This window comes from Bacteroides sp. 1_1_30 (assembly GCF_020982715.1).
Lineage (GTDB): Bacteria > Bacteroidota > Bacteroidia > Bacteroidales > Bacteroidaceae > Bacteroides > Bacteroides xylanisolvens.
The window spans coordinates 26,085-50,807 of record NZ_JAJKHN010000037.1; the positions used below are offsets into that span (position 1 = coordinate 26,085).

At 41.3% G+C, this 24,723-nt stretch carries 16 protein-coding genes and 1 riboswitch; of the genes, 10 read left to right on the forward strand and 6 right to left on the reverse strand.

From position 1 onward, the window contains the following. Nucleotides 1–22 precede the first annotated feature (22 nt). From radA to LPH68_RS12695, 3 genes are all read right to left on the reverse strand, one after another. Nucleotides 23–1,390, reverse strand: coding sequence for a DNA repair protein RadA (gene radA, locus LPH68_RS12685; RefSeq protein ID WP_008025275.1), 1,368 nt, complete (start codon nt 1,388–1,390; stop codon nt 23–25). Between the two features lie 11 nt (nt 1,391–1,401). Beyond that, on the reverse strand, nt 1,402–2,601 hold the full coding sequence (locus LPH68_RS12690) for an ATP-binding protein (RefSeq protein WP_008025260.1): 1,200 nt from the start codon (nt 2,599–2,601) through the stop codon (nt 1,402–1,404). A 103-nt stretch (nt 2,602–2,704) separates the two neighbouring features. Beyond that, complete coding sequence (locus LPH68_RS12695) at nt 2,705–3,742, reverse strand: asparaginase (protein ID WP_008025258.1); 1,038 nt, start codon at nt 3,740–3,742, stop codon at nt 2,705–2,707. 401 nt (nt 3,743–4,143) lie between these two features. On the opposite strand from LPH68_RS12695, the gene thrA reads away from it, so the two are divergent. The 3 genes from thrA to thrC all read left to right on the forward strand — a co-directional run bounded on the left by thrA (nt 4,144) and on the right by thrC (nt 9,318). Continuing rightward, a complete protein-coding gene (thrA, locus tag LPH68_RS12700; RefSeq protein WP_008025257.1) occupies nt 4,144–6,579 on the forward strand; it encodes a bifunctional aspartate kinase/homoserine dehydrogenase I in 2,436 nt (811 codons plus the stop codon). A 101-nt stretch (nt 6,580–6,680) separates the two neighbouring features. Next, complete coding sequence (locus LPH68_RS12705) at nt 6,681–7,889, forward strand: cofactor-independent phosphoglycerate mutase (protein ID WP_004315262.1); 1,209 nt, start codon at nt 6,681–6,683, stop codon at nt 7,887–7,889. Between the two features lie 127 nt (nt 7,890–8,016). Continuing rightward, a complete protein-coding gene (thrC, locus tag LPH68_RS12710) occupies nt 8,017–9,318 on the forward strand; it encodes a threonine synthase (RefSeq protein WP_004315261.1) in 1,302 nt (433 codons plus the stop codon). A 172-nt stretch (nt 9,319–9,490) separates the two neighbouring features. On the opposite strand, the gene LPH68_RS12715 is transcribed toward thrC, so the two are convergent. Genes LPH68_RS12715 through LPH68_RS12725 form a run of 3 tightly spaced genes read right to left on the reverse strand, consistent with a single transcriptional unit; the run spans nt 9,491 to nt 12,984 of the window. Beyond that, entirely contained in the window at nt 9,491–10,117 is a 627-nt protein-coding gene (locus LPH68_RS12715; RefSeq protein ID WP_004315260.1) for a thiamine diphosphokinase, read from the reverse strand. Next, complete coding sequence (gene pnuC / locus LPH68_RS12720; RefSeq protein WP_004315259.1) at nt 10,114–10,722, reverse strand: nicotinamide riboside transporter PnuC; 609 nt, start codon at nt 10,720–10,722, stop codon at nt 10,114–10,116. The genes LPH68_RS12715 and pnuC overlap by 4 nt, the downstream gene beginning before the upstream one ends. 12 nt (nt 10,723–10,734) lie before the next feature. Then, nucleotides 10,735–12,984 carry a TonB-dependent receptor gene (locus LPH68_RS12725; RefSeq protein WP_128859434.1) on the reverse strand — a complete coding sequence of 750 codons (2,250 nt, stop codon included), beginning with the start codon at nt 12,982–12,984 and terminating at the stop codon, nt 10,735–10,737. Further along, nucleotides 12,985–13,081, reverse strand: a riboswitch (TPP riboswitch). 44 nt (nt 13,082–13,125) lie between these two features. On the opposite strand from LPH68_RS12725, the gene LPH68_RS12730 reads away from it, so the two are divergent. From LPH68_RS12730 to LPH68_RS12760, 7 genes are all read left to right on the forward strand, one after another. Then, complete coding sequence (locus tag LPH68_RS12730; protein WP_008020090.1) at nt 13,126–13,746, forward strand: RNA polymerase sigma factor; 621 nt, start codon at nt 13,126–13,128, stop codon at nt 13,744–13,746. Nucleotides 13,747–13,860: 114 nt separating this feature from the next. Then, a complete protein-coding gene (locus LPH68_RS12735; protein WP_004315256.1) occupies nt 13,861–15,027 on the forward strand; it encodes a FecR family protein in 1,167 nt (388 codons plus the stop codon). A 34-nt stretch (nt 15,028–15,061) separates the two neighbouring features. After that, complete coding sequence (locus LPH68_RS12740) at nt 15,062–18,439, forward strand: SusC/RagA family TonB-linked outer membrane protein (RefSeq protein ID WP_004315255.1); 3,378 nt, start codon at nt 15,062–15,064, stop codon at nt 18,437–18,439. 11 nt (nt 18,440–18,450) lie between these two features. Then, the gene (locus LPH68_RS12745; RefSeq protein ID WP_151923084.1) at nt 18,451–19,923 is read left to right on the forward strand and encodes a RagB/SusD family nutrient uptake outer membrane protein; all 1,473 of its coding nucleotides are present in this window, start codon (nt 18,451–18,453) and stop codon (nt 19,921–19,923) included. 18 nt (nt 19,924–19,941) lie between these two features. Then, the gene (locus tag LPH68_RS12750; protein WP_008770671.1) at nt 19,942–20,634 is read left to right on the forward strand and encodes a DUF4843 domain-containing protein; all 693 of its coding nucleotides are present in this window, start codon (nt 19,942–19,944) and stop codon (nt 20,632–20,634) included. Between the two features lie 18 nt (nt 20,635–20,652). Continuing rightward, nucleotides 20,653–22,134: a PKD-like family lipoprotein gene (locus LPH68_RS12755; protein ID WP_004315252.1), complete on the forward strand. Its 1,482-nt coding sequence runs from the start codon at nt 20,653–20,655 to the stop codon at nt 22,132–22,134. A 12-nt stretch (nt 22,135–22,146) separates the two neighbouring features. Continuing rightward, entirely contained in the window at nt 22,147–24,723 is a 2,577-nt protein-coding gene (locus LPH68_RS12760; protein ID WP_008025245.1) for a zinc-dependent metalloprotease, read from the forward strand.

The window sequence follows — 24,723 nt, forward strand, 5'->3', positions numbered from 1 at the left end:
GGATAATGTATGCATCAGTGCCCTATCCGAATAGAGCCCTGAATGCTTCCTCCACCTTTCTTACCGGCACTAATTCGATCTTCAGTTTCGTAGTGTCAATACCTTGCAGATTGTATTTTGGCAACAAGAACCGTTTAAAACCCAATTTCTCGGCTTCACCGATACGTTGCTCTATTCGATTTACAGGACGTATCTCTCCCGACAGTCCGATTTCTCCCGCCATGCAAACTTCCGGCTCAATGGCTGCGTCCATATTGGAAGAAAGGATGGCACTGATAACCGGCAAGTCGATAGCCGGGTCATTCACCTTCAGTCCTCCGGCAATATTCAGGAACACATCTTTCTGTGCCAGCTTGAATCCGACACGCTTTTCGAGAACAGCCAGCAGCATATTCATTCTTCTTAAATCGAAACCGGTTGCCGAACGTTGAGGATTTCCATAAACAGCAGAACTGACCAAAGCCTGTGTCTCGATCAAGAACGGGCGGATTCCTTCGATAGCGGAAGCAATAGCTACTCCACTCATTCCCTCATGATCCTGACTAAGCAAAAGCTCGGAAGGATTATTCACCTGGCGCAACCCATCCTGACGCATTTCATAAATCCCTAACTCTGCCGTACTGCCGAAACGATTCTTGATGCTGCGCAGAATACGATACATATAATGCTGATCGCCTTCAAATTGAAGGACGGTATCGACGATATGTTCCAATACTTTAGGTCCTGCAATACTTCCTTCTTTATTAATATGACCGATCAGCAACACAGGGGTATGCGTTTCTTTCGCGAAACGAAGAATAGATGCCGAACACTCTCTGACTTGCGCAATACTTCCGGGAGATGATTCGATACTCTCGGTGGAAATAGTCTGTATAGAGTCAATAATCACTAAATCGGGATTCGTATTCTTGATATGCACATAAATTTGTTCGAGCGAAGTCTCACAAACAATCAGGCAATCGCTGGAAGTATCAGAGAGACGGTCGGCACGGAGTTTAAGCTGTCGTGCACTTTCTTCACCGGACACATAAAGGATTTTCTTTTCCGGCATGTGCAGTACGGTCTGCATGACGAGCGTGGATTTACCGATTCCCGGCTCACCGCCTATCAGGACAAGAGAACCCGGCACAAGTCCGCCACCCAATACGCGATTCAATTCATCATCGTGCATATTGATGCGTGGCTCGTCGTTCGCTTCAATATCGCTAAGTGCCAGTGGTTTGGGTTTCTGTGTTTCAATGCCCGACACCGGGCGGCGGTTGGTAGGTTCTTTCCGTACGATTTCCTCAACATACGTATTCCATTCTCCACACGACGGACATTTACCCACCCATTTCGGTGAATCCTGTCCGCAATTACTGCATACATATACGGTTTTCTCTTTTGCCATATTCTCTTTCTTTAATATAAAAATCCGAATGCCCAGAGTGGAATCTTATTTCCGGCCGAATATTCAATATCATCTGCGGCAATAAATGCTTGTTTACTGTTAGCTATCTGTTTCCCGTCTTTGCTTTTCCCGCCAACTTCTATCGTATATTTACTGTCTATCGTATAGTCTGCGCTACGCGTGCAATATTCCACACGATGTTGATAGGCGAGTTGGTTTACCATGAACACCTCTCTCAATGTTCCTTTGTTTACATCTTTAAAGGTCAATGCATAAAGCAGGTTAGTATTTTCCATATAAATCTTATCCGGTTTTTGTAACTTTTTGATAGAGTCATTATCCGAATAAAGAAGGTGGATTAATTTAGCTCTGTCCAGATACTGTAAATAGGCCAAAATAGTAGTACGTGAAAGTTCTGCCATAGCAGAGAGTTTAGTGATGTCCACCATAAAAGGCACTTCGGAGGAGAGGATTCCCAGCAGACTTTTTAGTTTTCGCACGTTACTGATGTCCACTCCGCATTGCTGGGGAAGTTCGATTTCGAGTATCAGGTTGGCTATATTTTCGATACGTGTGTAGTATTCCGCATTTCCTTCCAAATAAAAAGGATAGTATCCATGTTTCAAATAGTCTTCAAAATAGGCGAGGGGACGGCATTGGGAATTCACTTCATTACAAATTCCATCACTATTGTCCAATATCTCTTCCAGCGTGTAAGGGCGGATGTCAATCTGATGGTATAAATTCAGATATTCACGGTAGGATAGCCCTTGCATATTATATGATATGCATCGACGAGACAAGTCGGCCTCCGCATTCAGCAGTTGGAGTAAGGATGACCCGGTGAATACTATTTTCAGTTCAGGAAACTCATCATATATATTTTTAATTTCCTTGCTCCATGACGGATATTTGTGCACTTCATCCAAGAACAGGCATTTACCTCCTTTCAGGTAAAACTGTTCGGCGAGTTCGCTAAGAGAATGCTGTGTGAAATACAGACTATCTAAACTTGTATATAAGGCACTTTGGCTATCATTGGCATAATGAAGTTTTAAGTATTGAAGCATTAAAGTTGTTTTCCCAACTCCGCGAGCTCCCCGGATAGCAATCAGACGGTTATCCCAATTGATTGTATTCATCAGGCTTCTGATATAGGTTGTGGAAGTAGCTGTTAATAACCTTTTGTATCTTCTGATTAGTGTATCCATATCTTTATTTGTTTTCTATGGAATACAAAAATAGGCATAATTTGTTCAACGCGCAAAACAAATTCAGATAAAATCTGTTCAATGCGTAAAACAAACAGGGAATTTACAGAGTTATCTCTCCTGCCATCGAACGGTTCATCCGGTCGCGCACCTCGTCCGCTGTATATCCATGTCCCAGTAAGAACATTAATTTCGTCACAGCAGATTCCGTCGTACTGTCATATCCGGAGACAACACCTGCCTGCAATAACTGGTAGCCCGTTTCATAACGTTCCATCTCTACCATTCCTGCGCTGCATTGCGTCACGTTGACAATCACAATTCCACGTTCGCTGGCCTGACAAAGCCGACGTATGAACCATTCCTTCCGGGGAGCATTTCCCGAACCGTATGTTTCGAGCACGACAGCCTTCAATCCGTCAATCCCCAGAATGGCGGCAATCACATTTTCCTGGATGCCCGGGAAGAGTTTCAGTACCACAACATTGGTATCTAGCAGATAATGAGGCTTCAATTCCCGCTCTTCACCATTTACGTGAATCTGCACATTATTATATTTGATATGGATTCCGGCTTCCGCCAATACCGGATAATTGAAAGAACGGAACGCGTTGAAGTTTTCCGCATTCATCTTGGTCGTGCGGTTTCCCCGCATCAGATGATTTTCAAAGAAGATGCACACTTCCGGTACGAGCGCCCTCCCTTCCTTGTTTTGTGCGACGGCAATCTCGATGCTGGTCATCAGGTTTTCCTTTCCGTCCGTGCGAAGTACACCTATGGGAAGTTGTGAACCTGTGAGGATAACAGGTTTATCGAGTCCTTCGAGCATAAAACTTAATGCGGAAGCAGTGTAAGCCATTGTATCCGTTCCGTGCAGGATGACGAAGCCGTGGTAGCGGTCGTAATTTTCATGAATGATGCGTACCAGCTTCCGCCACATATCCGGTTCCATGTCCGACGAATCCATTGGAGGATCAAACTGATAGGTGTCAATCGGGAAGTTGAACTTTTGCAGTTCGGGGATATACTTTTGCAGTTGCTCGAAGTTAAAGTTCTCCAGAGCACCCGTCGCGGCATTCTCGATCATGCCAATTGTTCCACCGGTGTATATTAGCAATACGGAAGTATTTAATGGATTCATAAGCTGATTTTGTGCGATTGTTTTCGCAAATATAATAATATATTTGATATATAAGTAGCAAAATGTCATAAAAGTAAAGGCGAATGACAGGACGAATAGAAGACGGAAGATTCTTTTTATCAGAAAAAAACCGAAAAAAGTGATAGATTGAACGTTTTTATTATTACTTTTGCGACACTTATCAAAAACAAGAGTAGAAACAAGGACTATGATGAAGTACTATCCACATACAGTCACATCCATGTGTACCATGACCCTTAGGGGTTAATGGATAGTTTTTGTGTATCTACGTGATTCACGCTTGTATAAGCAGGCAAAATTCAATTTCAATTTTATTCGTAAACAACCAATCGTTCTGTAAAAAGTAAACTGCAGGACATTGCATTTAAATAAGTATCTTCATGAAAGTAATGAAATTCGGCGGGACGTCCGTAGGTTCCGTGAACAGCATTTTAAGCGTAAAGAGAATTGTAGAGTCGGCAAGTGAGCCGGTAATTGTAGTTGTTTCCGCATTGGGAGGCATCACTGACAAATTGATAAATACATCAAAGATGGCGGCAGCAGGAGATTCAGCATACGAGGGTGAGTTCCGCGAAATCGTTTACCGTCATGTGGAGATGATTAAGGAGGTGATTCCTGCCGGAGAAAAGCAAGTGTCGTTGCAACGTCAGATTGGCGAACTGCTGAACGAGTTGAAGGACATCTTCCAGGGAATTTATCTGATTAGAGACCTTTCTGCTAAGACCTCGGATACAATCGTCAGCTATGGTGAACGCCTTTCATCCATCATCGTTACCGAACTGATTGACGGAGCAAAATGGTTCGATTCGCGCACTTTTATCAAGACCGAAAGAAAACATAGTAAACACACGTTGGATACTGACCTGACTAATAAGTTGGTGAAAGAGGCTTTCCAGTCTATCCCTAAAGTGTCACTGGTGCCGGGATTCATCTCTTCGGATAAAACGACAGGAGATGTGACGAACCTCGGACGTGGTGGCTCGGACTATACGGCTGCCATTATTGCTGCGGCTCTGGATGCGGCAAGTCTGGAAATCTGGACGGATGTAGACGGGTTTATGACGGCTGACCCGCGTGTCATTTCAACTGCTTATACCATTACGGAATTGAGTTATGTAGAAGCGACCGAACTTTGTAACTTCGGTGCAAAGGTGGTTTATCCGCCGACTATCTATCCCGTATGTCACAAGAATATTCCTATTCTAATAAAGAATACCTTCAATCCGGACGGAGTGGGAACGGTTATCAAACAAGAAGTTTCCAACCCGCAGAGCAAGGCTATCAAAGGTATTTCCTCCATCAACGACACCAGCCTGATTACTGTTCAGGGACTCGGTATGGTGGGTGTGATCGGTGTAAACTACCGCATCTTTAAAGCATTGGCTAAGAACGGAATCAGCGTATTCCTCGTGTCGCAGGCTTCATCGGAAAACAGTACTTCTATCGGTGTGCGTAATGCCGATGCCGACCTGGCTTGTGAAGTGCTGAACGAGGAATTTGCGAAAGAAATAGAGATGGGCGAGATTTCTCCGATTCTTGCGGAAAGAGATTTAGCTACTGTTGCTATCGTAGGCGAGAATATGAAACATACCCCGGGTATCGCCGGTAAACTTTTCGGTACGCTGGGACGCAACGGTATTAACGTAATTGCCTGTGCACAGGGAGCTTCGGAAACAAACATCTCTTTTGTGGTCGATTCCAAATCTTTGCGTAAATCCCTGAATGTCATTCACGACTCTTTCTTCCTCTCCGAATATCAGGTACTGAACCTCTTTATCTGCGGTGTCGGTACAGTAGGCGGCAGCCTCGTAGAACAGATTCGTTGCCAACAGCAGAAACTCATGATGGAAAACGGATTGAAACTCCATGTGGTAGGTATCATTGATGCTGCCAAAGCAATGTTCAGCCGTGAAGGTTTCGACCTTTCTAATTTCCGTCAGGAACTGTTGGAAAAGGGTAAAGACAGTAGTCTGCAAACCATCCGCGACGAGATTATCGGAATGAACATCTTTAACTCCGTTTTTGTAGACTGTACGGCCAGCGCCGATATCGCATCGCTTTACAAAGATTTCCTGCAACACAATATCTCTGTGGTAGCAGCCAACAAGATTGCCGCTTCTTCCGCTTACGAAAACTATCGTGAACTGAAAACAATTGCCCGCCAACGTGGTGTGAAATATCTGTTCGAAACAAACGTAGGTGCAGGTCTTCCGATTATTAACACGATCAACGACCTGATTCATAGCGGCGACAAGATTCTGAAGATTGAAGCAGTGCTTTCAGGCACACTGAACTACATCTTTAATAAGATCAGCGCCGATATTCCTTTCAGCCGTACCATCAAAATGGCACAGGAAGAACGCTACTCCGAACCGGACCCGCGTATCGACTTGAGTGGAAAAGACGTCATCCGTAAATTGGTGATTCTGGCACGTGAAGCCGGATACCGTCTGGAACAGGAAGATGTTGAAAAGAACCTCTTTGTCCCCAATGACTTCTTTGAAGGTTCTCTGGAAGATTTCTGGAAACGTGTTCCAAGTCTCGACGCAGACTTTGAAGCCCGCCGTCAGGTATTGGAGAAAGAAAATAAACACTGGCGTTTCGTTGCCAAACTGGAGAACGGAAAAGCCTCTGTCGGCTTACAGGAAGTAGGCGCCAACCACCCGTTCTACGGCTTGGAAGGCAGCAACAACATTATCCTGCTTACTACAGAACGCTATAAAGAATATCCGATGATGATTCAGGGATACGGTGCCGGCGCCGGAGTTACCGCTGCCGGAGTATTTGCCGACATCATGAGCATCGCAAACGTTTAATTAAATGAAGAACTAAAAATGAAGAATGAAGAATTACTATGCAGCGTAATGGTGCAGCCAATTCTTCATTCATCATTCTTCATTCTTAATTTTCAAAAGAAATGAAGCATATCATTATATTGGGAGACGGAATGGCCGACTGGCCAGTGAAGTCATTAGGGGACAAGACGCTCCTGCAATATGCGAAGACGCCATATATGGATCAGTTAGCCCGAATGGGGCGTAACGGCCGCCTGATTACCGTGGCGGAAGGTTTCCATCCGGGTAGTGAAGTAGCCAACATGTCAGTGTTGGGATATAATCTTCCGAAAGTGTACGAAGGTCGTGGACCGCTGGAAGCTGCCAGTATCGGCGTGGATTTGAAACCGGGCGAGATGGCAATGCGTTGTAATCTGATTTGTGTGGAAGGAGAAATTCTGAAGAATCACTCCTCCGGACACATATCTACAGAAGAAGCGGACGTATTGATTCAATACCTGCAAGAGAAACTGGGCAATGACCGCGTACGGTTCCACACAGGAGTCCAGTACCGTCATCTATTGGTTATCAAGGGAGGAAATAAAGAACTGGACTGTACTCCTCCGCACGATGTTCCTTTGAAACCTTTCCGCCCATTGATGGTGAAACCATTGACCCCGGAAGCACAAGAAACGGCAGACCTGATTAACGACCTGATTCTAAAATCACAGGAACTGTTGAAGAATCATCCGTTGAACCTGAAACGCATAGCTGAAGGCAAAGACCCCGCCAATAGTATTTGGCCCTGGAGCCCCGGTTATCGTCCGCAGATGACTACTTTCTCCGAAACTTTCCCGCAAGTGAAAAAAGGTGCGGTGATTTCGGCTGTCGATCTGATAAATGGAATCGGTTATTATGCCGGATTACGTCGTATTGTGGTAGAAGGGGCAACCGGCCTGTATAATACGAATTATGAAAATAAAGTGGCTGCTGCATTGGAAGCCTTGAAAACCGATGACTTTGTCTATCTTCATATCGAAGCCAGCGATGAGGCCGGACACGAAGGAGACATCGACTTGAAACTTCTCACTATCGAGAATCTGGATAAACGTGCCGTAGGACCTATCTACGAAGCAGTGAAAGATTGGGATGAACCGGTAGCAATAGCCGTATTGCCTGACCATCCTACTCCCTGCGAACTTCGCACGCACACTTCCGATCCTATCCCGTTCCTTATTTGGTATCCGGGAATTGAGCCGGACGAGGTGCAAACTTACGACGAAGTATCTGCCTGCAATGGTAGTTACGGTGTGTTGAAAGAAGACGAGTTTATTAAAGAATTTATGAAATAATGTTCACCGCAGATTACACAGATTCGCACAGATTTAAAGTGATAAGAGACTTTTGTATTATGTAATAATAGAGAAAATATCTGTGTAAATCTGTGTAATCTGTGGTGAGCACTAAAAATATCATCCCATGAAATATTATAGTACGAATAAACAAGCGCCGGTGGCTTCTCTACAGGAAGCAGTTGTAAAAGGTCTTGCAGCCGATAAAGGGTTGTTTATGCCTATGTCTATCAAGCCTCTTCCACAAGAGTTTTACGATACGATTGATACGTTGTCTTTTCAGGAAATAGCTTATCGTGTAGCCGATGCTTTTTTCGGTGAGGATATTCCTGCCGACACCCTGAAACAGATTGTATATGATACCTTAAGTTTTGATGTACCTTTGGTGAAAGTAGCGGATAACATCTACTCGCTCGAACTTTTCCACGGACCGACACTGGCCTTCAAAGATGTAGGCGGTCGTTTCATGGCGCGTCTGCTGGGATACTTTATTAAGAAGGAAGGTCAGAAGAATGTGAATGTACTGGTAGCCACTTCCGGTGATACGGGAAGTGCTGTGGCTAACGGCTTTTTGGGTGTGGACGGTATTCATGTATATGTGCTCTATCCGAAAGGAAAAGTCAGCGAAATACAGGAGAAACAATTCACTACACTGGGACAGAACATCACTGCGCTCGAAGTGGACGGAACGTTTGATGATTGCCAGGCATTGGTAAAAGCTGCTTTCATGGATAAGGAGCTGAATGAACATCTATCATTGACTTCTGCCAATTCCATCAATGTAGCCCGTTTCCTGCCGCAAGCATTTTATTATTTCTATGCATACGCTCAACTGAAGCGTGTCGGAAAAGCGGATAACGCCGTCATCTGTGTACCTAGCGGAAACTTCGGAAATATCACCGCAGGACTGTTCGGAAAGAAAATGGGATTGCCCGTGAAGCGTTTCATTGCTGCCAACAACCGCAACGATATTTTCTATCAATATCTGCAAACAGGTAAATACAATCCCCGTCCGTCTATTGCAACAATTGCTAACGCTATGGACGTGGGAGATCCTAGCAACTTTGCCCGTGTACTTGATTTGTATAATGGTTCGCACGCTGCTATCTCTGCCGAAATTTCAGGAACAACTTATACCGACGAACAGATCCGTGAAACGGTGAAAGAAACTTGGAAAGAACATCATTATCTCCTCGATCCTCACGGAGCTTGCGGATACCGTGCATTGGTAGAAGGCTTGAAAGAAGGCGAAACGGGTGTATTCCTTGAAACGGCTCATCCGGCCAAGTTCCTTGAAACAGTGGAAAGCATTATCGGTGAATCAGTAGAGATACCTGCCAAATTGCAGGAATTTATGAAAGGCGAGAAGAAGAGTTTGCAAATGACGAAAGAATTTGCAGATTTCAAGAGCTATTTACTTTCATTGTAGTCGGTCTTAATAGGTTGTTATACAGTGATCTATGAGGCGTTGACAGTCTATTGAAATGAAAGAAAGATTCTCACCGCAATGAGAAAAAGTTCTCATTACTATGAGTATTTTTTCTCGTCGCAGTGAGAATTTTTTCTCATAGTGATGAGAATGTTTGAGAATTAATATCGGTTTACATAGAAGCTAGAAACACTAAATACTCTCCCGTGCATTGAATGGTAAAACGATTGCTTGTAGCTTCATTAAGAGTTCCTTGCCACCAATTCGTAAAGTCGCTAAGCGGATAAACCAATCCTTCCCCTTTCAATCCTTTCGCTCCGAAATTGATAATGGAAATTTGCTGGCCTGTGTGAGAAACGAAAGTCTGCGTGCCGCTTGCCGGAATAAATACTCCGTAATCCGTAACGGTTCGTACTTCCATACCGCTTTTCATATAATCCAGCAGCAAACTGATATTTCCTAATGTGTGGTCTTCCCGTTTTCCGGTAGCACCGACGATGGCTATTCTCTGGTAGCCTTTTTCTTGCAGGAAGTGGACAGCCTTGGTTTGGTCGTTTGTTTCCTGATCGGCAATATGGTGAATAATGTCCGAAAAGCGTGTTTTGTTTTCCGGCGAAAGAGAGTCTCCGTCGCCAATAATAATATCGGGAGTATGTCCACGTAAGATATATTCGTTGGCTGCTCCATCGCAACAAACCACGAATTTAGCCTCTTCCAGTATTTTCAGGGGAAGCACATGCGTAGGATATTCGCCGTTGGCAAGTATGACGGCTTCGGGAGTATAGTGTTCACTTATCATTGTACGCTCATTAATTTTTTCCATTTAAAGTAGCCAAAGATAGCTATAATGGAGTAAAGTCCGTATAAAGCAGAAGTAAAATAAAGGTCTTTATAGATATAAAGTCCGCAGCAGACAATATCCACAAGAATCCAGGCAAACCATTGCTCGACGTATTTACGCGCCAGCATCCACATGCCGACAATGCTCAATGCCGTAGTAAAACTATCCAGCCAGGGCACGTTGCTGTCCGTATATTCGATCAGTATCCACGCAATGCCGATAAATGCAACAATAAATACCAGAAAAAGAGGTAAGTAACATTTCCATGGAGTATGCACGATAGGAAGGTCTTTGGGTTTGTCACCGATTGAAGCATCTGCTGACTGCTGACTTTTTTTCTTTCTGTGTCCCCACATCCAGAAGAACCAACCATAGATGGCAGCTATCAGATAGTAGATATTGATACCGAAATCGGCATACAGTCCTGCTTTGTAATATACGAAGATATAGATGGCAGGCATCACGATACCTGCTATCCAAAGGTAGATACTTGCCCGGTACTCCAACCAAAGGTAGACTAGCCCGACAATCGTACCGAATATTTCCAGAAAATTCAATTCCATAGCCCTGTGGTATTAAAAGCGGAAAGAAACATGTCCCATAACGTTTGTTCCTGCCTGCGCTGCATATCCGGCATAGTTTCCCCGATTCTCCACCGTATCGGTGTAGTCGCTCGAGGCCCAACCGTTGTTTTCATATTTTTCATTAAACAGATTGTACACAGTGAACCCTACCGTGACTTCTTTCAACACCTTCTTGGGACGGAAGGAGTACGCCAGATTGAGGTTACTGACAAAATATTTATCAAGAGTCAATTCTTCTACTTCCGCATTTGTCATATACTGCTTGCTTACGAACTGCGATTGCAGAGCCGCTTCGAATCCCTTATAATTGAATGAGAAACGGTTATTAAATAGAAAGTCAGGTGAGAAAGCGATGTGAGTGTCTTTATGCTTGATCTGAACAGTCGGGAGGGAAGTAGAACTGCCGTTTTCATTATAATGGTAGCCCGGCAGGCTTTCTACAAAATCCTGGATGCGGTTTTTGCTCCATGTAGCGTTTATATCCCATTGAAACCATTTACACGGTTTGATTCCCAGCATTAGCTCGACTCCCATACGATAACTGTCCGGCACGTTTTCGGTCAGTGCTTCACCGATGTCATTTAAAGCTCCGGTCAGAACCAGTTGGTCGGTATAATCCATGTAGTAGAAGTTTGCACCTGCTGTCAGCCATTGGTTGGCGAAAGTATATCCCGCTTCATAGTCGAGTAATTTTTCTGCTTTGGGATACGAATCCGGATCGCCATCCGTATAATTGTTTCTGGTCGGTTCCTTTTGAGCAACCGAGAAAGAGGCATAAACGCGATGGTTGGACGTGATGTTCCAGTTTAATCCGACTTTCGGGTTAAAGAAATCGAACTTCTTGTCTACTGCCAGTGGACGCAGGGCATTTTTGCTCCAGTCATATTTATCATTGTTGCCGTCAATGGTATAGTCGATGTGTCGATACTGAAGATCGGCATACGCGCTTAATCCTCTGGTAAGATCGTAGTTTGCTTTCAGATAAATATTGCCATCGGTCTTTTTGGATTTATTGCGGTAATATTCATGGTCGGGAGATAGAGTGCCCACATAATTCTTCACCCAAGGAACTCTTCCGAAGTTATTGCCCCGGTATTGATTCAAACCACCTCCTAGAGACGCATTCAGCCTGTTGACTGTATAATTGAGAGAAAAAACGCCGCCGCCGAATTTGTTGTCCATTTTCTTCTGACGGACTAAATCACTTTTGGTTATTTCGGTTCCATCAATTGTGAATGGTTTCAGGCCATATTCTATAAGGGATCTGCCGTCTTTGTACTCTTCGTAATAGCCGTCACCTTTGGTATAATGTAAGGCAACGTTTAGGTTCCAAGCCGTTGAGAAAGTGTGATTGAAGAGAAGTTGATAATTCTTTTGCAGATAATTATCCGTTTGGTCGTCATAAAAATGCTTGTTGCCGTTGGCATCGGTGTACATCTCGCCACAGGGGTTGTAGCGTCTGCCGAAATCCTCCATTTCCTTTTTGGTTGCGTATCCCCAGGCGTGATATGTCTTTTCTTTTCCGGCAAATGCAATCAGCTTCACAGATGTGTTTTCTGCAAAGTAGCCTCCTTGCAGGTAGTAAGAATTCAGGTCTACCGAAGCGCGGTCTATGTATCCGTCCGTACCGATGTTGGAAAGACGGGCGTCAAACGTCCAATGATTATTGAGCAAACCAGTTCCCACTTTCACCGTTTCCTTGTGCGTGTTGAATGAACCGTATGAACCGTTGAATTCGGCATACGGCTTCATGGATGCACCTTCAGTCTGCATATTAACGCTGGCTCCGAAGGCACCTGCCCCATTGGTAGACGTACCTGCGCCGCGTTGCACTTGCATATCTTTTACGGAGGAAGAAAAGTCGGGCATATTTACCCAGAACAGATTATGGCTTTCAGCATCGTTCATCGGTATGCCGTTTACCGTGATGTTGATACGTGTACCGTCGGTTCCGCGCACGCGAAGAGTCGTGTAGCCGATACCTGCTCCTGCATCCGATGTGGTCAGTGTAGAAGGAGTCATGCTTAACAGATAAGGGATGTCCTGTCCGAAGTTAACCTTCTTCAATTCCGCTTTGCCTATATTGGTGAATGCCACGGGAGTTTTGGCGGTGGCACGCGTGGATACTACCTGCACTTCTTGCAGGTTTACTACTCTCATACTATCCTTTACACTCGTCTGTGCATGAACAGTGATGCCTACGCCCGATAAGGCGATGGCCATCCATACAATTTTTTTCATCTTGCTTACTAATTAGTTCTCTACGCCGGCATTACCCGGATCAGATTCTATGGGTATGTTCTCAGCCCGTCATGTTAAGGCACCCCTACCAGTGAATCGGTTACAAAAATACGGTTTTTGCCCGAAGAAAACAAAAAATATATGTTTTATTGGAAAAATAGTATAACTTTGTCCAGCCATAAGATATATTTGGAACTAATTACTATTCCTTCGTTTTATTATAAGCCTATGATTATCCAACCAATTGAGTGGGGAAAAAATAAGAAGAATGAAGAAAACTTCGAACTTCTTTTTGAAAGATACCATCTTTCCCTCTTAGTTGTAGCTAGTCATTTTGTTCCTCGTACAGCTGCTGAAGACATTATTCAAGATGTGTTTCTAAAATTATGGGAGAAGCGGAAGGAGTTGGATAAGATTGAATCAGTGAAAGATTATCTTTATTCAGCAGTAAAGTATGGTTGCTTTAATTATATTCGTTCGCAGGCAATGGAGCAGCGCTGCATTGAGAAAATCACGGATGAGGCTTTTGAAGAAGTCATGCTGGATGAAGAAGTTTTTATTGAGTTGAGTAAAGCGATAACAGAACTCCCGGAATCTTATCGTAAAGTGATCGAACTTAGTCTGGAGGGCAAACATGCAGATGAAATAGCGCAAATAATGGGAGTTACTCGGAATGCGGTAAATGCGTACAAGAAACGAGCTAAGAGTAGCTTGAAAAAGAAACTTTCATGTCGGGCATACAGTCTGGTTGTTCTTATCTAAATCATAACTTTTGGGCCGGGTAACTGACAAAAGAATAATTTCTTGAAAAAAAAGTAACCACGAAGCGACTAATTTCTCCAGCTCGTGTGTCTTTAAGTAAATAACGACAAGATTATGGGATATAATGACATTTATCGCATTGCTGCGCTAATCGTAAAATCTATTAAAGGAAAAGAATCTGAAGAGGAACGCAATGAATTAGATGTATGGCGTAATGCTTCAGACAGAAACCGGAGATTATATCAGAAATATCAGGATGCTGAGTATTTTAGAGCACGGTCTATCGTGAAAGAAAAAGAATATGAAAGCTCGGAAAGAATCTGGAAAAGTATTAAGACTGGCATTGCCAAAAAGAAGAAACGGGCATTATTAGTAAAGGTCGTTTCTTGTGCTGCCGTTTTTGCCTTGCTATTGTCTGCAGGTGCTCTTTGGATTATTCAATCTGATGTTCATCAATTCGAGTATCAAGATGATCTGACCGCTATTAGAGCGGGAGACTCCAAAGCTATACTATCTTTGGTTGATGGGAGCGAATATTATTTGAACTCCCGTATACGTCTGGCATTGGTAGGAGAAAATTATGCTATTAGAGATGAAGCAGGTATTCATATTCTTGACAATAAAAAAGGAACAGATACAAAGAGGAAAAATAAACTGTTTGTTCCAAGAAATGGTAAGTATGACATAACTCTTTGCGATGGAACTAAAGTTTGGGTAAATTCTGATTCGGAGTTATACTATCCATCTGCTTTTGCTTCTGATCAACGAATTGTGAAAGCAAGCGGAGAAATGTATTTTGAGGTGTCGCATCACGATAGTTGGCCGTTTATTATTGAAACCGATTATGGCCGGGTGGAGGTAAAAGGTACTTCTTTTAATCTGAGGAGTTACCGGGAAGAAAAGAAGTTGGTAACCACACTGGTACAGGGAAAAGTGTTGGTTTCATCCCATGAAACAGAGGATATTATAGAGCTTCATCCGGGTGAGACTGCTGTTGTTACAGACAATCAAGAGATAGATGTAGTAACTGCCAATGTACAGGAAGTCGTATCCTGGAAGGATGATATGTTTGTTTTCCGCAGTTCTACTTTGGAACAGATTATGGAAGAAGCAGCACGCTGGTATGACATCCGGATAGTATGGGTTTCAGAAGAAAGAAGGCATACACTGTTCAGCGGAGAGTTGCCGCGTTCTAAAGATTTTGTAGACTTTGTACGTATGATAGAACTTACAGAAAAAGTGAGTTTCTCTGTCAAAGGGCGTACTGTTTATATCGATTAAACTTCATAAATATAAATACTAACTTTAATTTTTAATGATGAAAGAGCTTTCTAAAACAGGCTATAGTCTGGCAGTTATACAGGCGATAGCGTTAAGAATGGCATTTGCATGCTGGTTGCTGTTTACGACCTTTCCAATTTTGGCGCAGGAACACTCTGTTAGTTTACATTTGAATCATGTATCCTTGCTTGAGGCCATTAATGAGATTAAACGGCAATCAAATCTGAATCTCATGTATAGTGATGAAGATGTGAAGTCAGTAACTGATATTACGGTAAACGTGGATAATGTGACACCGGAAGTTGCATTAACTGCTTGTTTAAGTGGTACTAACTTGGTTGCCCAAAAACAAAACGGAGTATTTGTTATCCATCTGAGAAAAAAGGAGAAGAAGATCAAACTTACAGGAAAAGTAATGGATAGTAAAGATGGATCTCCGTTAGCAGGAGCTACCGTTTTTATTATGAAGAATGATAAGCGCACGGTGGGGACAGCGGCTACTTTGGATGGAGATTTCTCATTGGAAGTTCCGGCAGATACAAAGGAGGTTGTTGCATCATATATAGGCTACAAGAACAAATCTGTAAAGGTCGTTGCTAATAAACCTTTACAGATCTTTTTGGAAGAAAACTCGAATAGTTTGAATGAAGTGGTCGTGAATGGTTATTCGAGTGTGAAACGTACAAGTTTTACCGGAAATGCGGTAACCGTCACAAAAGATGACTTATTGAAAGTGTCTACACGTAATATGATTGATGTATTGCAAGTGTACGATCCTTCTTTACGGATAGCGGTTAATAATGAAATGGGGTCAGATCCCAATAGTTTGCCGGAGTTTTATATCCGTGGACGTTCCGGTGTCGGAGTCATGGAATTGGATAAGGATGCAGTTTCCCAATCCGCTCTTTCAAATAATCCGAACACTCCTATTTTTATTATGGATGGTTTTGAGGTATCTGTGTCGAAAGTGTATGACTTTGACCCTAACCGTATAGAACGGATTACGATTTTAAAAGATGCGGCCGCTACTGCCATATATGGTTCACGTGCGGCAAATGGGGTGATTGTGATTGAAACGAAAGCACCGGTTCCCGGCAGATTGCGTGTGAACTATAATTTCTCTGCAGAACTCACAGCTCCGGACATATCTGACTATAATCTGATGAATGCCAGTGAGAAACTTGAGGCTGAACGTCTGGCTGGACTTTATGAAAGCGACTCGCCCAGTACAGCCCTGAACTTACAGAAAGAGTATCTGGCAAAACAGAATAATATATTAAAGGGTATTGATACCGATTGGATTGCACAGCCGTTACGAAACGGTTTTAATCACAAACACAGTCTTTATATAGAGGGAGGCGTTAATGATATCCGTTTCGGTGCTGAGATGAACTATGACATTCAGAATGGAGTAATGAAAGGTTCATATCGAAAGCGTGCGGGAGGAGGATTTTACATCGATTATCGTATTAACAATCTGCAAATCAAGAATTATGTGACATTCAACTCTGTAAAGTCGGAGAATTCTCCGTATGGGACTTTTTCTGATTATACTTCCAGGCAACCCTATGACTCATTTAAAGATGAAGAAGGTAATTACGTGGAATATCTGACTACTTGGCATACGGGAACTTCGAATCTCCGTAATCCTTTGTATGATGCTACCATGTTGAGCAGTTATGATCGTTCGTCTTATACGGACTTGACTAACAACCTAAGCCTAAATTATCATCTGGCGGATGTCTTTCAGTTGAAAGCACAGTTCTCCGTAACAAAACGTGATGATGAATCCAGGCAATTTACAGATCCGGGAAGCGGTAAATATGTCAATTATGCGGATAGTGATCCTAAAGGAGAATTATTGTCCGGCCGTTCGCAAAGTATTTATTGGAATGCTAACTTATTGGCAAATTATGTACAGACAGTAAACCGTAATCACATGAATTTTTCTTTAGGTTTGAATATACGTGAAACCAAGGATGAATCGGAGAGTGCGCTGTATCGTGGATTTCCTTCCGGTAAGCTGGACTCTCCGAATTATGCGGATGAAATCGCTACCAAGCCTTCGTTTTCGGATAATCATACCCGATTAATGGGTACATTCCTTTCTACCAACTATACGTATGATAACATTTATCTGATGGATGCCTCTTTCCGTATGGATGGTTCTTCGGAATTTGGCTCGAAAAAGAAATTCGCTCCTTTCTGGTCGTTTGGAGCCGGATTGAATATTCATAATTATCCGTTTATGAAACAGCAGACATTATTTAGCCAATTCAAGATTCGCGGTTCTTATGGTCAGATTGGTAAAGTCAATTTTCCGGCTTATGCAGCAAAGAACACTTATCAGATCTTATCGGATAAATATGGAACCGGAGCCGGTGTATTACTTTATTACATGGGGAATGAAAACTTGAAATGGGAACGTACTAACACTTTTGATATCGGTACGGATATATCATTGCTCAACGATGCGGTTTTATTCAGATTCTCTTGGTATAACAAGAAAACGGTCGATTTGATTACGGATGTTACTCTTCCTTCATCAACAGGTTTCACCGTATATCGTGATAATCTCGGAGAGGTACAGAATCGTGGTATTGAGTTGGATATCAGAGCCGATGTATTCAAAAATAGAGATTGGACAGTAACTTTGTTTGGTAACCTGGCACATAATAAGAATAAAATATTAAAGATCTCAGAATCATTAAAGGCTTATAATGATCGTGTAGACACATACTTTGCCGATTATGATAAGAATATAGGTACCATGCAGGATTCTAAGTATAGTAAACCTTTTATGAAATATACAGAGGGCGGTTCGTTGACTTCCATTTGGGGAATGCAGTCATTAGGTATTAATCCTTCGGATGGTCAAGAGACTTTTCTGAAGAAAGATGGAACAATTACTTCCGATTGGAATTCATCGGATCAGGTGATCATAGGCGATACGGAACCTACTGCACAAGGAGCTTTTGGTGTAAATCTACGTTATAAGCAATTCACTATGTATGCTACTTTCAAATACGAATGTGGCGGGCAGCTGTATAATAGCACGTTGGTAAACAAGGTCGAAAATGTGAATATTTACGAAGTCAATGCAGATAAACGGGTATTGACTGACAGATGGAAACAGCCGGGAGATGTAACTATGCTGAAATCAATAAAAGACCGTTACCAAACGACACGACCGACTTCTCGTTTCGTGCAGGATAATAATACACTCGAATTTAATTCATTTACTTTGGCCTATGAGTTTAGCAATAAGTTGCTTGCTCCTATCAATCTCAGTATGTTGCGTGTACAATTTAATATGAATAATATTGCTCGTATTTCTTCTATTCATCAAGAAAGAGGTCTCTCTTATCCTTATGCACGTACATTTACTTTCTCTTTAAATTTAGGTTTCTAAAAACAACGGATATGAAAAAATATAATTTTGCTATAATAGGTGTTACCTTGTTGCTGTCATTAAGCGCTTGTAATGATTGGCTGGATATTGATCCTTCTGATCAGGTATCAAGCGAGAAATTGTTTGAAAGTGGAGATGGATTCAGAAATGCGTTAAACGGAATTTATATTGCTATGTCGTCTTCCGAACTGTATGGGCGCGAGTTGTCTTGGGGGCTTACCAGTGTTCTTTCTCAAACATATGCAGATAACGATATCGCCAAATCTAAAGCATATGGTAGCGCTATGGAATATGAATACGGAGAAACGGAGATCAAAGCGGTGCTGGAATCAGTTTGGTCAAAAGGATATAATGTAATTGCTAATTGCAATAAGTTGATATCAGAAGCAGAAGCAAAAGATTCGACTGCTTTTCGTGAGGGAGCACTTGAAAGAAATCTGATTATCGGGGAGGCTAAAGCATTGCGAGCCATGATGCATTTTGACATTTTACGTTTATTTGCTCCTTCGGTAGAGTCCGGTGATGAAAGCAAGCGGATTCCATACTTTACTGTATATCCATCTAAATATGAACCGAATCTTTCAACAAAGGAAATACTGAAGAAAGTAGAAGAAGATTTACTTGAGGCTCGTCAGCTGGTTGCAAAGCATGATACGATTGTCAATACGTCAACAATGGCAATGCCGGATTACCGGATGGGAGGTACGAATAAGGCTACAGGTGGTGACTTTTTTGGTCAAAGAGGAATTCGTATGAATTATGTGGCTATTAATGCGCTTTTAGCTCGTGTATATTTGTATGATAATGATTGGAACAATGCTGCTAAGTATGCCAAGCATGTAATAGATGATTTCGTAACTCGTCGAAAATGGTTTTATTTTACAGATCCTTACGATTATGCGAAAGCTACGGATAAATATAAATATGTCAAATTGTATGAAGACACATTCCTGGCTTTTTACGACCGGGAGTTATTGGAGCGTATTGATAATTTTAAATCTGCTAATAATAGTTTATTAATGACTCTGAAGAATTACGATGCTTTGTTTGAACTGGATGCGGACGACTATCGTACTTCTTTAGCGACCTCTGACGGTAAAACTGGTAAAACATCAATGAAATGGATAAATACGAATTCAACGAACCAGAGTGTCACCATTCAGTATAAGCTGATACCGATGATTCGGTTAAGTGAAATGTATTATATCTTGAGTGAGGCTAGTTCTAAGACAAGCCTGTCGGAGGCTCTCTCTTATTTGTCGGTAGTTAGAAAAGCACGTGGAGCGAAACGAGATATTTCAGGCACAGCATCGAAAGACTATTATAATGAGTTGGTAGCAGAATACAAGAAAGAATTCTTGGCGGAGGGACAGATGTTTTATTTCTTTAAACGCTGGAATATGCCTGTCACCACGGGAACACAAGTAATACAAATGGATGGCAGATATGTAATGCCGATACCGGAAAGTGAGATAATCTATTAATTTATGGAGATAAACAAAATGAAAAAGATATATTCATTATTGATAGCAACCTTCTTTTTGTTGGTTGCTTGTGAAAAGGACGAAATCCGGATATGGGATTCCGGTAACTATGTGCAGTTTGTGGAAGAGTATAAAGATTCCTTGACTTATTCTTTTTTCTTCTATGGGACACAAGAGGAAATAAAGGTACCTCTCAATATGCGATTGATAGGATTACCGTTGGCAAATGATGCTTATGTTAGTCTGAGGGTTAATAAGGAACTGACAACAGCTGAACCGGATTCGTATGAATTGGAGAATGAGATGGTTTTTCGGAAAGATGTTTTGGAAGAAACTGGGTATTTTTTGTTGAAGAAAACGGCATTGTTGGATACAAAAGAAGTCCGGCTTGTGATTGACATTGTGGAGAATGATGTTTTAAAACCCGGACAAAATATATATACTCGTAAAGTCGTTCGTTTTAGCTCTTTAATATCTCAACCTCTTTGGTGGGATGATGTTGTAACAGAAAGCTTATTAGGAAAATATACAGAAACTAAGTTCAGGCTTTTCATGGAAGTTACAGGAGTGGGAGATCTGACGGAGCTGTCAGAATCTGAAAGATGGTCTTTGGCTCGCCAGTTCAAGTACTATCTCATAAAAAAAGAAGATGAGGGAAATCCGGTGCAGGATGAAGATGGATCGTATATGTCTGTTCCGGTAGTAGGATAATTTAAAAACGATATGATTATGAAAGCAAGATATCTTATTTATTTATTGAGTGGGTTGATGACCTTTTACTCTTGTGTAGATGATAAAGGCTCTTATGACTACTTACAAACTCCCACGGTGAAGATAACTTTTAGTGAGTCTATATATGACGGGGTCATTGGAGAAGAAACGCATATTGAACCTAATCTGTCTTTTAGCGAGGGAGATGATGTCTCTAATTATGAATTTGAATGGGAACTAAATGGTGAGGTTGTGTGTAACGAACAGATACTCTCATTTGTACCCAAAGAAGCTATTACTTATTATGTTTTGTACTCAGTCATCCATAAAGACAGTAAGATTAGAACAATGAAAAATCTGCAACTGGTAGCTAAATCTTCTTATAAAACAGGATGGGCTATTTTGTCAGATTTGAATCATAAGGCTATATTAACACAAGTTCGTGACGATAATGATGAGTATGTGGATTATTTAAATATTTATGAGAAGGTAAATGGCGAGGAACTAGGCAGTCAACCATATAAATTAGTAGAACATTATTCCGGTAAGAAAACTAATCCGGAAATTCTGGTTGTCAATCAGGATGCAAAAGGTCCATTGGAATTGGAGGGGAATTCGATGATGAAAGTTTTATATACTACACAGGAATTTACCGAAGGAGTGCCTGAAGATTTTGTTGTGACAGATGCTGCTTATCTTTATTATACAGATGTTCTGTTGACAGCTAACGGACAAATATATATTCGTTTGTTGAAGAATCCTGATAATGCGGGGTTCCATTCGGCACCTTACAGTAGTATTCCCGTGCATTATAACATGGGAATGAAAATAACACGAATGGTACAAGCCAATTTTTATAAAACACGACATGTATTGATGTATGATGAGAAGAATCATCGTTTCCTCAGTTTGAGTAGCCTTTATAGTTACTATACGGGTGCAATAGATGATGTTCCGATCAATGGATTGGAAGGTAAAAAGTTAATATATGCAGATGCTTATCTTCCAGATCCTTATACGGATTATCTTTGTGGTTATGTATTAGTGTTGCAAGATGCGGATGGAAACTATTCGGTGAAGACATTCGATTTGGAATATGATTGGCAGGGTAAGGTAATAATAAAGAATGAAACAGATTTTAGTTTCTCTGACGGTGGCGACTATTTGACAGATAAATCTAAGTTTTATTGTTCAAAGGATGCTTCAGGAAGTTATTTGTTCTTTTCAGGTGGAGCCATTAATAATGAATTGTATTATTATGAGAAAAGTACTCAGCGTGTAATACCTTATACTATTTGTAATAGTGAAATTACAGATCTTCAATTGAATTATGAAAGTATGACTTTAGGAGTTGGAATGAAGGACGGTTTTGTCGTATACGCTGTAGATGAATCGACTATTATGGGTGGTGAAGCAAAGAAACTTCACGAAGTAAATAATATTGGAGAAGTGGTAGACGTGATTTACCGTTATGGAAGTCCGTCAAAAATGTATCGTTAATAATTTATTCAAATGAAAATACGTTTATTGACTCTAGTGGGTCTTTCGTTGTTAGTTATGTTTTCTAATGAAGGGCATGCTAAGTTTCCTTGGAAAAAGAAAAAGGCAAAATCGGAACAGGTGAAGAAAGCTACTCCTTATGAGAAACTGTTTCGTGGCAAAAAGTGTGAAACAGTAAAAGGTATGATAACACTTCATAAAATGGATGACCGCGTCTATTTTGAATTACCTTTGAATTTGTTGGAAAAGGATATGTTGTTAGGCTCTACTATTAGTGAGACTACAGATAATCGTTTTGGAAGTGTTGGTGAAAAACCGTATGCTCCTTTGCATATTACATTTATAAAAACAGACTCGTTGATTAGCTTATGTGAAGTATCTGATGATTATATGTCACATGATAGCAATCTACAGCAGAGAATATCAGAAAGTACCCGACCGGCAATTCTGAAGAACTTTAATATAAAAGCATATTCACCGGACAGTACAGCTGTGGTTTTTGATATGACAGATTTTTTATTGGCAAATCGGGACAATATGAATCCCTTTTCCCCATTTTCTCCTATTATGGCAGCATACACTGTCAGCAAGGAGTTCAGAAAGGAGGATTCATCTATTATGTCAATCAAATCATTCGATGATAATTTAAGTATTCGTTCTTCTTTGACTTACAATGTTACTGTATCGAGTATGGGAGTGACATATATTAAGCAGATGCCTTTTACAGCGGTGTTGACACGTAGTATTATTTTACTGCCGGAGAAACCGATGCGTCCTCGTTATGCGGATTCTCGTATCAATATCTTTTATACTCCTAAAGTTAAATTCAGCAATGAGAGTCAACGCGTTGAGAATGTTTATTATGCATTAAGATGGCGTTTAGAGCCTGTAGATGCAGAAAAATATGAGAAAGGGGAATTGGTGGAACCTAAGAAGCCGATTATATATTATATAGACAATGCTTTCCCTAATTTTTGGAAAAAATATATTCGTCGTGGAATTTTAAGATGGAATGATGCTTTTGAGAAGATCGGTTTTAAGAATGCAATTTGTGTGAAAGACTTTCCATTAGATGACCCTGAATTTGATCCGGATAATATAAAATATAGTTGTGTGAGATATTCTCCTTCTTTTATAGCCAATGCTATGGGACCTTCTTGGAGTGATCCGCGTACGGGGGAAATTTTGAATGCATCTGTTTATTTGTACCATAATTTAGTAGGGCTGGTACGTAACTGGCGTTTTGTACAGACGGCACAGGCGGACACGGATGTTCGCCGGAAACAACTTCCTACAGATATATTGGGTGATTGTATCAGTTATGTGGTGGCTCACGAAGTAGGACATACGTTTGCTTTTATGCATAACATGGCCGCGTCTTCTTCGATTCCTGTGGATTCATTACGCTCTGCCTCTTTTACCAATAAGTATGGAACTACTTATTCAATTATGGACTATGCACGCAATAATTATGTGGCACAACCGGGAGATAAAGAAAAAGGAGTTCGTTTGACCCCTCCTGATTTGGGGATATATGATTATTTTTCAGTAAAGTGGTTATATTCTCCTATTATGTCAGCCAAATCCAGTGAGGAAGAAATTCCTATTTTGAGGCAATGGATTAGTGAGAAGTTGCCCGACCCGGCCTATCGTTATGGCAGACAACAGATTCGTACTCGTATCGACCCAAGTTCTTTTGAAGAAGATCTGGGGGACGATCCGGTGAAAGCTTCCTCTTACGGAGTCATGAATCTGAAATATATTTTGTCTCAGATGAACGAGTGGATTAAAGACGATGTAGAAGGTGACTTCCGAAAAGAAATTTATAACGAGATTATCGGTCAGTATATACGTTATATTAATAATGTATTATTTAATATTGGCGGTATTTATGTAAATGAACATTATGAAGGCGATCCGTTCCCTTCATACGTTCCTGTGACAAAGGAGAAGCAGAGGGAGTCGTTAAAATTTCTTTGGGAGCAGGCTCTTGATTGTTCATGGATAGATGAACCGGCTCTACAAAAAATATTGCCTCTTCATTCGAATTTGAGCAGTGTGATAGAGAACCTGATTATTGACTATGTGCTAAAACGTTTCCCTTCGGTGGCAATTTGTGGGGATAAGATGGAGCAGAATCCTTATACGCAGCTGGATTATATGGATGATCTATACTATTATATGTTTATGGTCCCGGATAAAAAAAATGTACTTTCGGCTTCTGAGAAAAATATGCAGCTAAAGTTCGTATCCTATTTAATGAATGGAATCAAAACAGTCAAGAAAGGAAGTGCTGCCGGAACATCAGGGAGAATGTTGACGGATGAACGAATACCTTTGCCTGAAGGTATTGTTGCTCCCACTTATTTGTATGATGGACCATTGAATCATTTCAATGATCCTAAAGAAGTTATGGGATTTGAAGATACTGTTTCTGTTACTATCCCTGTAGAGTCGATGGAACATCATTATTATTCTATGTTACGGAAGATTGAGCGGTTGGCTAAAAATCGAATGTCTGCCGGTAGTGATGAGAATCGCACTCATTATCGTCTGTTGGTTTATAAAATATCTCAATCTTTAAAATAG